Below are 14,785 nucleotides of genomic sequence, written 5' to 3'. Positions count from 1 at the left end.
GATCCCGCTACCATTACGGCTGTTGCAAAAGCCGCCGCTGCCGCTCTTTCGGATGAACGCACCCGAAAGACCATCGGCTGGACCATTGCCGCCATCCTGTCGCCGCTTATTTTAATCATCGTGCTGGTCTGCTCCCTGCTCTCCGGAACCACCAACCACAACAACACCGCCGTGGAGCTGTGCTTCCATGGCGGTGTGATACCGGGGAGTATGCCCGCGGATTACAGGGAATACATCGGGGATATGCGTCGCAGCTTTACCCTCATAGACGGAGCCATCGCCACAGTGAATTCGCAGATGGAGGACGGCAACAGCCTTGACGATTACCGGGTCAAGGCTATTTTTTATTCTCTGTTTTTCGGCGCTGAGTCCCCCTCCCGGCTGGAACACCGGAAATATGTGGACTGTTTTGTGACCTACGAGGAACGCACCCGCACCGTGGAAAATGATGACGGAACAACCTCGGAGGAAACTTATACCGTGGCTGTTCCCATTACCTCTCTGCCTGCCATCTACAACAACATCAGGACATTGTTAGGCAGAGCTATTACCTATGAGGATCAGGCAAACGCCAATGAAATCTATTACCGTGCCTTATACGGTATCGGAGCTCCGGCCGAGGATGATGATTTCACCATGTGGGAGGGTTGGACTCCAGACCAGCTTGACGGTTTCTTTTCTGACTTGCCTGTGGGTGAGGTGGGAGCTGAAGCTGTCCGCCTCGGCCTTTCCCGCCTCGGTGATCCCTACTCCCAAGAGCTGCGTGGACAAGGAAGCTACACCGACTGCAGCTATCTTGTGCGGTGGGTGTACAAAAAGCTGGGGGTAAATCTTCCCGGCACGGCTGCGGCGCAGGGAAAATACTGCGTGGACAATGGGCTGACCATTCCAAAATCAAGTCTTGCTCCCGGTGATTTGGTGTTCTGGAGCCATAAACCTAACGGCCGTTTCATGAACATCACCCATGTGGGAATCTACGCCGGTGACGGCAAAGTGGTTGACGCTTCCTCCTCCAGAGGACAGGTCGTCTACCGGGACTTATTCGATTCCGGCAATCAGGTTCTGTACGGCAGACCCTACGCCGAGGCACAAAAATCTTCTGCCGATGGCTTTATTTCTCCCCTCGGCAGCGGCTGGCGTTCCATGGTGACCTCGGAATTTGGTGGCAGGACAGACCCCCTCACAGGGGAATGGGCGGGACATACCGGCCTTGACCTTGGCGCCTCCAAAGGAACTGCCATCCGCTCGGCAAAGGCGGGGACAGTGAAAACTGTGGTCTACGGAAACACCGGCTACGGCTACTATCTGACCATTGACCATGGGAATGGAATGGTCACTTTATACGGACACTGCTCTCAAATCCTCGTCCGTGAGGGGCAGACGGTAAAGGCCGGAGAAACCGTTGCAAAGGTAGGTTCCACAGGGCGAAGCACCGGAAATCATCTGCACTTTGAGGTGAGAGTGAACGGTGCGCAGAAGAATCCGAGAAACTATTTGCCGTAAACAGGCTGGTTTTTTCTTTCTGTTTTGCGGCATTGATACCAATAAAAAATTCAAGGGAGGACACTCAATATGAAAAAAGAAGCCATCACCGTACAAATGGATGCCGAAAAACTCCGAGCGGTCAAACGCTATATGGAGAAGAAAGATGCGGACTTGGAGCAGGAGCTTTGCGACCAGCTCCAGCGCCTTTATGAAAAATTCGTCCCTGCCAATGTGCGGGAATACATCGATGAAAGTGCCGATATCGAAACCCCGGCAAGCACTTTGTCTAAAAAACAGAAAGAAAAAATCAGGCAGACCGCAGAGCCGAGGCAGGCGGATGAGCAATGATGCAGTATTTTGATAAGCACGGCAATGAGATTAAGGCCGGAATGTTTCTCCGAATGGAGGACGGCAGCATAGAGGAAATATACGCCTGCACTGACTCATACGGCAAAGAGGATCTCGGCATCAATGCCAGCAATGATGAATTTCTGAAACAGCACGGCTTGGGCGAGTTTGACCGGGAGTTCTATCCGCTTTCCTCTTTCAGCCTAAGAGAAACAGAACTTTGCCAATCTGAGCCTACCCAAGGTTATTCTGGCATGGAGATGAAGTAGCGTACCGCCCTACTGCCCCCGTCACCCAGCGTTGCCCCCTGTTCGCCCCTGTGTGGGCTTTTGCGGGGCTGGGTGACAGGTTTACCCGCCAAACCGAATACAACCGATTTTGAGGGCTTTGTGCAGAGCTGTAAGAACCCCGCTTCTCAGCCAAAGCATACAGAACCCTCATGCGGCCTCTACGGTCGAAAAAAGAGCAGGATAAAGGCGGGTGGTCGCAAGCGCCCTCCTGCCAACCATTTCGCCCAGCAGTGCTGGGCGTTTTTCGCACTTTCCCATGAGGTGGTCGGATTCCGGATTTGTCACGGTCAGGGTGGTCGGGATTTTAGAAAAGGCAAGAAAACAAAGGAATTTACACGGTCACCTCACAGGTGGACACCCATGAAAGGTCGGATTTCACATGAAAAATAACAAGGAACGAACAGCGGTCTGGCTGTACCCCGAAACAATGGAACGGCTGGACGGCTGGCTGTCAAAGGATAACTGCAAGAGCCGCAGCGAGTTTATTGAAAAGGCACTCAGCTTCTACATGGGCTACCTTGGGACGGAGGACATCTCCTCCTATCTCTCCAAGGCTCTGCTTGTATCCATCCAGGGCACATTGCAAAAGACCGAAAACCGGGTGGCAAACAATCTGTTTCGGCTTTCTGTGGAAATCAGCATGATGATGCATCTGCTGGCAACTACGCTGGAGATTACCGATGAGGAACTGCACCGGCTCCGCGGCCGATGCGTTGCCGAGGTAAAACGGACCAGAGGGAAAATCCGTCTGGACGATGCGGTGGATTTCCAGAGCAGCCCTGAGACGGAAGAATAATGGCCCGCATCATTCTCAAGTGCCCCTACCTCAAAGGCGGGGAAAAGACTGCTGCCCATTTAAGCAACCTCGTCAAATACATTGCCACCCGCGACGGCGTAGAAAAAATGGAAAGTGGTCATAAGCTCTGGCACTCCACCAAAAAACAAAAGGATTTGATTGCACAGATACTCCGGGAGTTTCCCGATGCCAAGGAACTGTTTGAATATGAGGATTACCTCGAAAATTCCAACCGGGGAAACGCCTCCGAATTCATCACCATCGCATTGGAACGGCATCTTGATAAAATCAGCGGCCGGGAAAAATATCTGGACTACATCGCAAACCGTCCCCGTGTCGAAAAGTTTGACAGCCATGGCTTATTCACAGCCGGTGACGATCCGCTAGTTTTATCACAGGTCGCTGATGAAGTAGCCAACCACACCGGAAATGTGTGGACTCCGATTATTTCTCTCCGGCGTGAGGATGCCGCACAGATGGGATATGACAATGTACTTGCATGGAAGGCTCTGCTTTCTGAAAAGGCTGTGGAAATTGCGGAGAACATGAAAATCCATCCTGACCATCTGAAATGGTATGCCGCCTTTCACAATGAATCGCACCATCCGCATATTCACATGGTCTGCTATAGCACCGACCCAAGAGAGGGCTATCTTACGAAACAGGGCATCAAAAAAATGAAGTCCTCTCTGGCAAATGAGATTTTTCGTCAGGAGCTCATTCCGCTCTACGGAGAAAAGACGCAGCGGCGGGATGACCTGAAGGAACAGGCGGCCGAGTCCATGAGGGAGATGATCCGTCAGATGAAAGGCGGCGTTTTACAGAGCGGCCGCATGGAGCAGCTCATTACACACCTTGCTGAGCGCCTGCAAAACACCTCCGGTAAAAAACAGTATGGCTATCTCAAAGCAGACCTGAAAAATGTGGTGGATGAAATCGTGGATGAGCTTGCCAAGGACAGCCGTATCGCAGAAGCCTATCGCCTGTGGTGGGAGGTCAGGGGCAGGATCGAATCCATCTACACCGAAACACCGTCAGAGCCGCCGCCCCTTTCCCGCTGTGATGATTTTAAGCCCATCCGCAACATGGTCATTCAAGAAGCATTGCTGATTGGGAGCATGACCTTTGAGGAACCGGCATCTGTGGAAACAGCCCTGCCGGAGTCGGAGGATGATCTGGAGATGCCCTCCTCTGACATGGCGGATGAAGAAGATCAGGAACCGGCAGATGATTCCGGGGAACGGTCCTCCAGCGATGAAGCCTCTGCCGATAAGGAATCCTCCGACTCATGGTGGACGGATGGCTACAAACAGGCAAAGCAATATTTATATGGCGATGAGGATGCCGGAATTTTGCAGGATTTTGAAAAAGCCCATGAACTCTTCCTCATGGAAGCGGAGGCAGATAACCCTCTCGCCTTATGTGACCTGGGCAGAATGTCTGCGGATGGTCTTGGCTGCGAAGCGGACGCCGATGAAGCATACCGCTGGTACGAAAAGGCCCTTGCTGTTTTCCATGCTGCCGAGGAAGAAAAACCTTGGAAGTACACCGAGTACCGTATCGGCAAAATGTATGCCGCCGGACTTGGCACAGAGCAGGACTATCTGCAGGCGGCGGATTGGCTCACCCTGTCTGCGGATGAGAATTACAAGTACGCACAGTATTCTCTTGGCGGCCTGTATTACCATGGCAAAGGTGTGGATCAGGATCATGAATCTGCCTTTGCCCTCTACACCCGCTCGGCAGACCAGAGCTTCCCCTATGCCAGTTTTGAACTTGGTAAAATGCTGAGGGACGGAATTGGCTGTGTAAAAAATCAGCAGGACTCTGACCGTCGTTTCAAGGAAGCCTTTCTCGGTTTTGTTTCCCTGGAGGAACAGGGCCATGATGATAAGCTCCAGTACCGTTTGGGCTGGATGCTTCTGAATGGTGTGGGTACCGACAAGGATGAAGCCAGGGCAAAGGAATACTTTGAAAAAGCGGCATTCGTGGGAAACCCCTTTGCCTACCACCAGCTTGCCAAGCTTATCCTCTCCGATGAAAAAGCACCACAGCAGGATGTGGAGAAAGCCCTCGGCTACCTCAAAAAAGCGGTGGAGGCTGAGAATCCCTATGCCGCATATTTTCTCGGCAAGCTCTATGAAAAGGGACAGCACGTTCCGCAGAATATCGCAGAGGCAATACGGCTTTATACCCTTTCCGCAGGACAGGATAATGACTTCGCCGCATACCGGCTCGGCAAGCTGTACCTCGGCGGTGAGGGCGTACTGAAGGATGTGGAGTCCGCCATTCGCTGGATGACCTTTGCCGCCGACAGAAAGAACCAATTTGCTGAATATGCCCTCGGCGTCCTCTACTTCAAGGGGGAGGATGTTCCGAAGGATGTTCCCAAAGCTCTGGAATACCTAAAACGGTCTGCCGGTCAGGGCAATCAATTTGCACAGTACCGGCTGGGCAAGATTTACCTTATGGGCGAGGATGTGCCAAAGGATATTCAGACTGCCCTGCAATTTCTGACGGCTGCCGCAGAACAGGGAAATCAGTATGCGCAGTACACCCTCGGCAAGCTGTATCTGATGGGAAAAGATGTCCCCAAAGACAAAGAAACTGCCGTCCGCTGGTTTACCCTCTCGGCAGCACAGGGCAACATTTACGCCCAATTTTTCCTCGCCCATATAGATGATTTCAAAGACCCCTCCGTTCTGCTGGCGGGAACACGGCTCCTGCATCACATGAGCCGTGTTTTTGCAGACAACGCCCCACCGCTGAAACCACCCGGCCAGAGAACCGACCGTAAGCTCCTCCGCAAGCTCCGTGAGAAAAAGCAGGCGCAGGGCCATGCGAGGGATGACCACGAACAGACCATGTCATTATAACGATTGGAGGATAACCGTGAAGAAACAGAAAAAGAAAATTGAGCAGCCGCCGATCAAAGAGAAATCGCTCCAGACCTATTGCCGTCCTGTAAAAAGGGCGGCTTTTTTTCATAGAATCGGCACTCGCCATAAATAGGAGGGGGATCATGGGTGTATATGTGCATTTTACAGATGACCAGAAATACCGTGCCAACAATGTAGACCTCGTGGATTTTCTCCATCGGCGCGGTGAGAAGCTAATCCCCAGCGGCCGGGATAAGCGGTTGGCGTCCGACCACAGCATTACCGTCCGGGGAAACGAGTGGTACGATCACTCTGCAGAGAGCGGCGGGTATGCCATTGACTTCGTGCGACAGTTCTATGGCCTCACCTTTCCTGAGGCTGTAACCATGCTGCTGGGCGGTGAGCAGGGCGAAGTCTATCGACCCGCCTCACAAAAGAAACAGGAGGCGAAACAGCCCTTTGCCCTTCCGAATCCCCACAGCGATATGCGCCGCGTCTATGCGTACTTGGTGAAAACCCGGCTCATCGACCGTGAAGTGGTCAGTTACTTTGCCAAGGCGAAGCTCCTGTATGAGAGCTGTGAAAAATCTAAGGACAGCATGAAGGAATACCACAATGCGGTCTTTGTGGGATACGATGAAAACGGAGTTCCCCGCCATGCCCATAAACGAGGGCTCTATACCGAGGGAACCGGCTTCAAAGGAAATGTGGATAGCTGCGATCCGGCATACAGCTTCCACCACATCGGCACAAGTAACCACCTCTATGTGTTTGAGGCTCCCATCGACTTGCTGTCTTACATCACCCTGCATCCCAACGACTGGCGGAACCACAGCTATGTGGCGCTCTGCGGTGTTTCCGAATACGCCATGCTGAAGATGCTGGAGCTGCATCCGAACCTAAACCATGTGGTTCTGTGTCTGGATCATGACGAGGCGGGGATCGAAGCCTCGGAGAAATATCACGATCTGCTCATAGAAAAGTGTGTTTCATGTGATAGGGATTTGTCCATACACAAGGACTGGAACGAGGATATCAAGGCAAATCACGGATTACCGGCAATCCCTGCTGAGGAACATCCCCAGCATTTAATCCGGGATGAAATATGCCGGGAGCTTACCGAAACGTCAATGACTGTGAAATCCAACTGTTCCGCCAACACCCTGTCAGCCCTGCTCGTAAAAGCCCGATCCCATCTGCATTGGGGACAATTTTCAGGGGTGGATGAATGTCTGAGGGAAATGTGTCGCCTCTCCATGGCTGCTGCTGCGAGGGAGTATCGGCAGATGGATCACAGCCGGAATCTCTCCACGGTGCAAAGCCGCCTGCATAGTGGTTTCAGGACTTATGAAAACCGCGGACATCTGAAAACCCGGCTGGATTTACTGGAATCCGATATCATGGCTCTGCAGGGCTTTGAGCGTGTGGTGACCGCCGGTGAAAAGGAAAAGCTGGCAGAGTGCTATGAACGCATTGCCTCCCACGGCCTCAAAGGAGCGATCCTGCTGGAGAAATACCGGCAAAAGATGGAGCAGACCCAGGAAATGAAACTGTCTATGTAATCCCGGCAATAACTCCATCCCCGCTTCTGACATTCTAAATGAATTCAGAAGAAGGAGGATACTATTATGCCGTCTCAGGTCTATATTTTAATTGCAGCGGCCGCCGTGATGTTTTGTGTCATCGGCGGTCTTTCCCTTTTGGCTCACTATTATACCCTAAACGGAATCAAGTCCCGCACGGTAGGTGATGGCCAGCATGGTACGGCACGGTTCGCATCAAAACAGGAAATCAAAAATACCTATAAGCACATCCCCTTTCAGCCGGAGCTGTGGAGGCAAGGACAATGCCTCCCTACTGCCGCCGAGCAGGGAATCATTCTCGGAAGCGTAGGTGCAAAAAATAAAGTTACGGCAATGGTGGATACTGACGATGTCCACTGTCTCATGATCGGTGCCTCTGGCGTGGGGAAAACTGCATACTTTTTATACCCCAACCTGGAATATGCCTGTGCCTCCGGCATGAGCTTCCTGACCACCGACACCAAGGGCGACCTGTATAGAAACTATGGAACTATCGCCCGCAACCACTACGGCTACCATGTGGCGGTCATCGACCTAAGAAACCCCACCCGCTCGGACGGCAACAATATGCTCCATCTGGTGAACACCTACATGGATCAGTACCTTGCCGATGAAAACAACATTGTGGCAAAGGCAAAAGCAGAAAAATACGCCAAGATTATCTCCAAAACCATCATCAACGCCAGCAACGAGAATTACGGACAGAATCAGTTTTTTTATGATGCCGCAGAAGGACTCCTGTCCTCAGTGATTCTGCTGATTGCCGAGTATTTGCCCCCCACTGAGGTAGATGGGAAAAAGGTGGACTGCCGCCATATCATCAGCGTGTTCAAATTGGTTCAGGACTTACTCGTGCCCAGCAAGGTAAAGGGGAAAAGTCAGTTTCAGCTATTAATGGATAAATTGCCATCCGACCACAAGGCCCGCTGGTTTGCAGGAGCAGCCCTAAATTCCGCGGAGCAGGCTATGGCGTCGGTACTTTCCACTGTGCTATCCCGTTTGAATGCCTTTCTCGACTCCGAAATGGAACAGATTCTGTGTTTTGAAACATCCATTGATGCGGAGAAATTCTGTAACGAAAAATCCGCTCTGTTCATCGTATTACCAGAAGAAGATTTGACCAAATACTTTATGGTCAGCCTTATGATCCAACAGCTCTACAGGGAAATCCTTGCGGTTGCGGATGAAAACGGAGGCAAGCTGAAAAACCGAGTAATGTTTTACTGCGATGAGCTCGGAACGCTTCCAGCCATCGAATCGCTCGAATTAATTTTCAGCGCCTCACGCTCTCGCCGGCTTTCTATGGTACCAATCATACAGTCCTTCGGCCAGCTCGAAAAGAATTACGGCAAAGAGGGTTCAGAAATAATCGTGGACAATTGCCAGGACACCATCTTTGGCGGCTTTGCCCCCAACAGCCAGACCGCCGAAGTGCTGAGTAAAGCATTGGGCAGCCGCACGATCATGAGCGGCAGCGTGAGTCGTGGTAAGAATGACCCCAGCCAATCCTTGCAGATGATGGAGCGCCCTCTCATGACACCGGACGAATTGAAATCCATTCCAAAGGGCAGCTTTGTCGTGATGAAAACCGGCACCCATCCCATGAGGACAAAGCTGCGGCTGTTCCTTGAATGGGGCATCCGTTTCGGAGAGGCTTACACCATGGAGGAAAAAGCTCATCGAAAAGTGGTCTATGCCGATAAGCAGATGCTGGAGGAAAATATCGTCCGCAAGCACACGGCCTGCCTTATGGTGGACGAAGAAACCGGGGAGATATTGGAGCCGCCGTCCAGAACAGGAACCCTTCATACCCCGGTAGCAGAACCATCTGAAAACACCATGCGCCGCCGTAATGTACTCAAAACGTAAAGGAGGTTCCCATGAGCTACTTCAACCACATTTATACCGCTTCGCCCGATGAGATTCCCCATCGGGCGAGGGCTGTTTATATATATATTTGTGACCGGGCAGGAAAAGGAAAGGACTGCTGGCCTGCGGTAAAGACCATTGCTTCCGATCTGCAGCTTTCCCGCAGCACCGTCAAGCGTGCCTTACATGATCTGGTGAGGGCGGGACTCATTGAAAAGGAGCCTCGCTTCCGGGAGAATGGGAGCAATACCAGCAACAGACTTATTTTAAGAAAATAGCAGGATGCGGCAAAGCGAAAAGACAGAGTTCCCGCCAAGGGGGTACTCCGTTTTTTTGCTGGACCGAGGTGCGGTTCGTGGTGAACCCACCGGAATCTCTCACTCTAAGAAGATATTATCACAGAAAAAGAACAAGGTGTATCTTACTATGTTTTTATGTAACATTTTGGAGATCTTCTGGAACATCCCGTGATACCTGACAGCGTGGAGCAGCTCGGAAAGCAGTTTAAACATTTGATACCGGAACAGATTGAAATGATTAGCGAAATGGTGGAGGTAAATGATCAAAAAGCACACCACCTCAAAAGAAAAATGGCAGTAAACGAATAAGAGTCTCTCTCAGAGGCTCTTTTGCTATTGATAAAGTGATTGAAAGCTATCCTTGATGTGCGAAAAAACTTTCTATAAAAAATCATGACTTCACATTGACGAATTTCGATTTGAAACATATAATATAACATATCAAAGTATTTAGATTTGAGGTGTTGGTATGAACTATTACTTAGAGAACACAAAAGTGTTCAAAGCATTGGGCGATCCCAAAAGAGCCATGATTGTGGATATGCTCTCCTGTGGAGAACTTTGTGCCTGCGAGATTTTAGAGAAGTTTGAAATGTCCCAATCCACGCTGTCCCATCACATGAAACTCCTCTGCGAATGCGGACTTGTCAAGGCACGGGCAGAAGGCAAATGGACGTATTATTCTTTGGATGATGATGCCATCGGCAAAACAAAGCAGTTTTTCTGGGCGATCACATCCGATAAAGAAAATTGTATTTGCAGAGATAAAACAAATTGTTGTAAGGGGTGTAACGAAAATGAGTAAATGTTGTTGTTCTTCTGAAAATTGCTGCCAGCCAGAGCCGAAAAAGTCAATAAACATTGATTTTCTTTATCTGGACACGACCGTTTGCGGCAGGTGCCAGGATACGGAAAAAGCTCTGGACGACGCAGTTTCCGGCGTAGCCGTGGTGCTGAATGCGTCAGGATATGAAGTCAAGGTAAATGAAGTGAACATCACAACGAGAGAGTTGGCGATACAGTATCATTTGGTCAGCTCACCGACCATCCGTGTGAACGGAAACGATATTGCCGTGGAATCGCGGGAATCAGTCTGCGAGGACTGTGGAGAACATTGCGGTGATACCGTAGATTGCCGTGTATGGGTATATAACGGAGTCGAATATACATCCCCTCCGAAGGAATTGATCGTGGATGCCATTCTACGGGAAGTGTATAACCCCAATCAGGGCGAGCCGGAGCGTGAAGCCTATTGGCTTCCAGAAAATCTGGAAACATACTTTATAGCCAAGACACACAAGGATGAAACGGAACGTCAGGGAAAGGGCGGTGATGTGATATGAGCCAAGAAAAAAATAAAGGTATTGGCTTTTTTGAAAAATATCTAACCGTGTGGGTGCTGCTGTGCATGGCGGCTGGAATCCTTGTCGGAAAATTCCTGCCCGGCATTCCAGATGTCTTGGAAGGATTTCAATACGCCGGGCAGAACCTCCCGATTGCCGTACTCATTTGGATTATGATTTTCCCCATGATGATGAAGATTGATTTCCAGTCTATCAAGAATGTGAGGAAAAATCCTTCAGGCATCCTTATTTCCAGCGGTAGCAGCTGGCTCATCAAGCCCTTCCTCATGTTCGGGTTAGCAACCCTGTTTTTCAAAGTTATCTTTCAAGCCTTCATCCCAGCGGATTTGGCACAGGACTTCGTAACAGGCGCAGTATTGCTGGGCGTAGCACCCTGCACGGCGATGGTGTTTGTATGGAGTCATCTGACCAAAGGCGATCCGGCGCATACCCTTGTACAGGTTTCGGTCAATGACCTCTTGATTCTCGTATTGTTTGTGCCATTGGTACAAATCTTGTTGGGAGTAAACGGCGTTACGATTCCTTGGGATACGCTCTTCTTTTCCATCGTATTATTCGTTGTCGTTCCGCTGGCTGGCGGCGCACTTACGCGCTTTCTGATGATACAGAAAAAAGGCATAGAGTATTTCAACGAAAGATTTCTCCCCAAGTTTGACGGCATCACGACCTTGGGGTTGCTGCTCACCTTGATTATCATTTTTTCCTTCCAAGGTGACATTATTTTGGAACAGCCTCTGTTCGTTTTGCTGATCGCAGTACCGCTGGTTCTGCAAAACGTAATCTCCGCCAACTTTACCTACTTGATATGCAAGTGGACAAAGCAACCACACAATATTGCGGCTCCGGCTTCTCTGATTGCAGCCTCGGACTTCTTCGAACTTTCTGTAGCGGTAGCAATTGCCCTTTTCGGTCCAAATTCGCCGGTTGTGCTTGCTTGTACGGTGGGCGTATTGACCGAAGTCCCCGTTATGCTTTTGCTAGTACGCTTTATTAATAAGACCCACCACTGGTTTCTAAAGGAGGTTTAAATGGTGTATATATGCTATTGCAACAAAGTCAAAGAAGCAGATATCATGAAAGCAATTACAGAAAAAGGTGCAAAAAATGTAGATGATGTTATTAAGATTACCGGAGCCATGCAAAACAGTAATTGCGCTGTAAATAATCCGAAGGGAATTTGCTGTTACTCAGATATTGTGAAAACTTTTAATAAATATAGGGAGAAAATTATTATGAAAAAAATGAAAATCTTTGAACCCGCCATGTGTTGCCCGACCGGGCTTTGCGGCTTGGGTGTTGACCCTGAACTGCTGCGTATGTCCACGGTACTGGAAACACTGAAAAAACATGGCGTTATTGTTGAACGTTTTAACTAGGGCAGCGCACCGGCAGAGTTTATCACCGACCAGACCATCAATGCCTATATTAATGAGAAAGGCACAGAGGGACTGCCCGCTGTGATGCTCGATGGCAAAATTGTCATCACAGGTCGGTATCCCACCAATGAAGAATTCACAAAGCTGCTCGACCTTCCTGAAAATGTGCTGGGCAAGCAGAAAAAATCCGAGTCCGGCGGAGGCTGTTGCAAGGGAGGTTGCTGTTAAATGAATCAATTCGATCCCGGCAGTATCAAACTGACAAAGTATCTTTTTTATACCGGCAAGGGCGGCGTTGGTAAAACCAGCGTTGCCTGTGCCACCGCCGTCTCCCTTGCGGACAGTGGGAAAAAGGTGCTGCTTATCAGCACCGACCCTGCTTCCAATTTACAGGATGTCTTTTCGATGGAACTGACAAACAAAGGAGTGCCCATCTCCGATGTGCCGAATTTAGTGGTAGCGAACCTTGACCCCATACAAGCGGCGGCTGAGTACCGGGAAAGCGTGATCGCGCCTTATCGCGGCAAGCTGCCCGCATCTGTCATCACGAATATGGAGGAGCAGCTTTCTGGCTCCTGCACCATAGAAATTGCGGCATTCAATGAGTTTTCCAATTTCATTACGGACGGTAAGGTTCAGCAGGAATACGACCATATTATTTTTGATACCGCCCCTACTGGACACACCCTGCGGATGCTTCAGCTTCCGTCCGCTTGGAGTAATTTCATCAGTGAAAGCACCCACGGTGCATCTTGCCTCGGTCAACTCTCCGGCTTGGAGAGCAAGAAAGCCATTTACAAGCAAGCCGTGGAAACACTGGCCGACGGAAGCCTGACCACGCTACTCCTTGTCACCCGCTCGGAAACCGCGCCGTTCAAGGAAGCGGAACGTGCTTCCGGCGAATTGTCCGCGCTGGGCGTCGACAATCAAATGCTGGTTGTCAACGGAATATTGATGGAACATAACGATGATCTATCTTCCAGTCTGTACGAAAAACAGCAGTCTGCACTTGCCGCGATGCCGGAAAGTCTGAGGGCGCTTCCAATCCATAGCGTTCCTCTGCGAGCTTACAATGTCACAGGGCTGGAAAATATCCGCGCCTTGCTGAACACCGATTATTTTACTGCTCCCGTGCAAACGCTAAATGCCACGCATATTCCTGCGCTGAACGATGTGATAGATGAGTTAGCGATGGAGGGCAAACGTGTTATTTTCACGATGGGCAAAGGTGGTGTGGGTAAGACCACCGTCGCCGCCGCCGTTGCGCTGGGGCTTGCGAAGCGCGGAAAGAAAGTCCACCTCACTACCACCGATCCCGCCGCGCACCTGAAGTTTGTGCTGGATGAAACTGGCGGCGTGTCCATGAGCCATATCGACGAAGCCGAGGAATTGAAAAAGTATCAGTCCGAGGTGCTTTTCAAAGCCCGCGCGTCCGGCATGGGCGATGAGGATATTGCTTATGTCGAGGAAGATCTACGTTCGCCCTGCACACAGGAGATCGCCGTATTCCGCGCCTTCGCCGAGATCGTCGAAAAAGCTGACGATCAGGTGGTGGTAATTGACACCGCCCCCACAGGGCATACCCTGCTTTTGTTGGAATCCACACAAAGCTATAACCATGAAATTCAGCGTACCAAGGGCGAAATCCCCGAATCGGTGGCGCAGCTGTTGCCGAGGCTGAAATCCGAGGAAACCGAGGTACTGATTGTGACCCTGCCGGAAGCGACCCCTGTTTATGAGGCGCACCGCTTGGAGGACGATCTGAAACGGGCGGGCATCGCCGCCAAATGGTGGGTGGTCAATCAATCCCTTTATGGCACGAACACCACCAATCCTATGCTGGTGTCAAAGGCGGCTGGCGAAGTGGAATGGCTCAACCTCATCGACGAACACGCCGGTGGCAAATTTGCCCTGATCGCGTGGAGCGCAGAGGAAATCAAGGGCGACAGTCTGCTGGCGCTGTAAGGAGGTAAAAATGATAAAAGTTGCATTTATTTGTGTTCATAATTCTTGTCGCAGCCAGATTGCAGAGGCGCTGGGACGGCATCTTGCCGGCGACGCTTTTGAAAGCTATTCGGCGGGAACGGAAACGAAGCTGCAAATCAATCAGGATGCCGTGCGGCTGATGAAACAACTTTATGGCATTGACATGGAAGCGACACAGCGCAGCAAACTCTTGTCCGAAATCCCGCCTGTTGATATTGTCGTTACAATGGGCTGCAATGTCGAGTGTCCGTATCTGCCCTGTAAACACCGCGAAGATTGGAGGCTGGATGATCCAACGGGCAAAAGCGACGAGGAATTTATTCAGGTTATAAAACAGATTGAGCAAAAAATGCTTGAGCTAAAAAATTTTGTGGGGGTTCTTTAGTAGTAAAATCATTGGCTGTAAATGCTAAATTCAAAAAAGCCAATTAAAGTCATTGATTTTAATTGGCTTTTTTGTTTAGAGCAAAACAGAATTTCCATTCAAATTCCTTTTGGATGAATATAAAG

At 50.3% G+C, this 14,785-nt stretch carries 13 protein-coding genes and 2 pseudogenes; all 15 read left to right on the top strand.

Translation table 11 applies throughout. The features are described 5' to 3' along the window. Positions 1-12 precede the first annotated feature (12 nt). The 15 genes and pseudogenes from SGLY_RS00215 to SGLY_RS00145 all read left to right on the top strand — a co-directional run bounded on the left by SGLY_RS00215 (position 13) and on the right by SGLY_RS00145 (position 14,660). Positions 13-1,503 (top strand): peptidoglycan DD-metalloendopeptidase family protein, encoded by a 1,491-nt coding sequence (locus SGLY_RS00215; protein ID WP_333782980.1) that lies wholly within the window; start codon positions 13-15, stop codon positions 1,501-1,503. A gap of 69 nt (positions 1,504-1,572) precedes the next feature. Beyond that, on the top strand, positions 1,573-1,833 hold the full coding sequence (locus SGLY_RS00210; protein WP_013623285.1) for a DUF6103 family protein: 261 nt from the start codon (positions 1,573-1,575) through the stop codon (positions 1,831-1,833). Next, positions 1,830-2,102 (top strand): hypothetical protein, encoded by a 273-nt coding sequence (locus tag SGLY_RS00205; RefSeq protein ID WP_013623284.1) that lies wholly within the window; start codon positions 1,830-1,832, stop codon positions 2,100-2,102. The genes SGLY_RS00210 and SGLY_RS00205 overlap by 4 nt, the downstream gene beginning before the upstream one ends. 400 nt (positions 2,103-2,502) lie before the next feature. Continuing rightward, positions 2,503-2,919 carry a hypothetical protein gene (locus SGLY_RS00200; RefSeq protein ID WP_013623283.1) on the top strand — a complete coding sequence of 139 codons (417 nt, stop codon included), beginning with the start codon at positions 2,503-2,505 and terminating at the stop codon, positions 2,917-2,919. Further along, positions 2,919-5,795 (top strand): MobP3 family relaxase, encoded by a 2,877-nt coding sequence (mobP3, locus tag SGLY_RS00195; protein WP_013623282.1) that lies wholly within the window; start codon positions 2,919-2,921, stop codon positions 5,793-5,795. Before SGLY_RS00200 ends, mobP3 begins: the two co-directional genes overlap by 1 nt. 263 nt (positions 5,796-6,058) lie before the next feature. After that, on the top strand, positions 6,059-7,360 hold the full coding sequence (locus tag SGLY_RS00190; protein WP_242822963.1) for a DUF3991 and toprim domain-containing protein: 1,302 nt from the start codon (positions 6,059-6,061) through the stop codon (positions 7,358-7,360). A 66-nt stretch (positions 7,361-7,426) separates the two neighbouring features. Beyond that, entirely contained in the window at positions 7,427-9,250 is a 1,824-nt protein-coding gene (locus SGLY_RS00185) for a VirD4-like conjugal transfer protein, CD1115 family (protein ID WP_013623280.1), read from the top strand. Positions 9,251-9,261: 11 nt separating this feature from the next. Continuing rightward, a complete protein-coding gene (locus SGLY_RS00180) occupies positions 9,262-9,528 on the top strand; it encodes a helix-turn-helix domain-containing protein (protein ID WP_013623279.1) in 267 nt (88 codons plus the stop codon). A 490-nt stretch (positions 9,529-10,018) separates the two neighbouring features. Further along, positions 10,019-10,354 (top strand): ArsR/SmtB family transcription factor, encoded by a 336-nt coding sequence (locus SGLY_RS00170; RefSeq protein ID WP_013623278.1) that lies wholly within the window; start codon positions 10,019-10,021, stop codon positions 10,352-10,354. Beyond that, a complete protein-coding gene (locus SGLY_RS00165) occupies positions 10,347-10,892 on the top strand; it encodes a DUF2703 domain-containing protein (RefSeq protein ID WP_013623277.1) in 546 nt (181 codons plus the stop codon). The genes SGLY_RS00170 and SGLY_RS00165 overlap by 8 nt, the downstream gene beginning before the upstream one ends. Continuing rightward, positions 10,889-11,941 carry an ACR3 family arsenite efflux transporter gene (gene arsB / locus SGLY_RS00160; protein WP_013623276.1) on the top strand — a complete coding sequence of 351 codons (1,053 nt, stop codon included), beginning with the start codon at positions 10,889-10,891 and terminating at the stop codon, positions 11,939-11,941. Before SGLY_RS00165 ends, arsB begins: the two co-directional genes overlap by 4 nt. Continuing rightward, positions 11,942-12,046, top strand: a pseudogene (locus SGLY_RS18475) ((2Fe-2S)-binding protein); the annotation flags it as partial. Positions 12,047-12,145: 99 nt separating this feature from the next. Next, positions 12,146-12,517, top strand: a pseudogene (gene arsD, locus SGLY_RS17715) (arsenite efflux transporter metallochaperone ArsD). Beyond that, positions 12,518-14,254, top strand: a complete 1,737-nt coding sequence (gene arsA, locus SGLY_RS00150) for an arsenical pump-driving ATPase (RefSeq protein WP_013623275.1) — start codon at positions 12,518-12,520, stop codon at positions 14,252-14,254. A gap of 10 nt (positions 14,255-14,264) precedes the next feature. Further along, complete coding sequence (locus SGLY_RS00145; RefSeq protein ID WP_013623274.1) at positions 14,265-14,660, top strand: arsenate reductase ArsC; 396 nt, start codon at positions 14,265-14,267, stop codon at positions 14,658-14,660. The last annotated feature ends 125 nt before the right edge of the window (positions 14,661-14,785 follow it).

Origin of the sequence: Syntrophobotulus glycolicus DSM 8271 (genome assembly GCF_000190635.1) — a bacterium.
Taxonomy (GTDB): Bacteria; Bacillota; Desulfitobacteriia; order Desulfitobacteriales; family Syntrophobotulaceae; genus Syntrophobotulus; species Syntrophobotulus glycolicus.
The sequence above is the reverse complement of the archived record's forward strand: the minus strand, read 5'-3'. Positions and strand labels throughout refer to the sequence as shown.

Bases quoted from the DNA above. Each gene is read 5' to 3' on its own strand.
- SGLY_RS00185 (WP_013623280.1), top strand. From the start codon at position 7,427: ATGCCGTCTCAGGTCTATATTTTAATTGCAGCGGCCGCCGTGATGTTT.
- arsB (WP_013623276.1), top strand. From the start codon at position 10,889: ATGAGCCAAGAAAAAAATAAAGGTATTGGCTTTTTTGAAAAATATCTA.
- SGLY_RS00145 (WP_013623274.1), top strand. From the start codon at position 14,265: ATGATAAAAGTTGCATTTATTTGTGTTCATAATTCTTGTCGCAGCCAG.
- SGLY_RS00165 (WP_013623277.1), top strand. From the start codon at position 10,347: ATGAGTAAATGTTGTTGTTCTTCTGAAAATTGCTGCCAGCCAGAGCCG.
- SGLY_RS00210 (WP_013623285.1), top strand. From the start codon at position 1,573: ATGAAAAAAGAAGCCATCACCGTACAAATGGATGCCGAAAAACTCCGA.
- SGLY_RS00180 (WP_013623279.1), top strand. From the start codon at position 9,262: ATGAGCTACTTCAACCACATTTATACCGCTTCGCCCGATGAGATTCCC.
- arsA (WP_013623275.1), top strand. From the start codon at position 12,518: ATGAATCAATTCGATCCCGGCAGTATCAAACTGACAAAGTATCTTTTT.
- SGLY_RS00170 (WP_013623278.1), top strand. From the start codon at position 10,019: ATGAACTATTACTTAGAGAACACAAAAGTGTTCAAAGCATTGGGCGAT.
- SGLY_RS00200 (WP_013623283.1), top strand. From the start codon at position 2,503: ATGAAAAATAACAAGGAACGAACAGCGGTCTGGCTGTACCCCGAAACA.
- SGLY_RS00205 (WP_013623284.1), top strand. From the start codon at position 1,830: ATGATGCAGTATTTTGATAAGCACGGCAATGAGATTAAGGCCGGAATG.
- mobP3 (WP_013623282.1), top strand. From the start codon at position 2,919: ATGGCCCGCATCATTCTCAAGTGCCCCTACCTCAAAGGCGGGGAAAAG.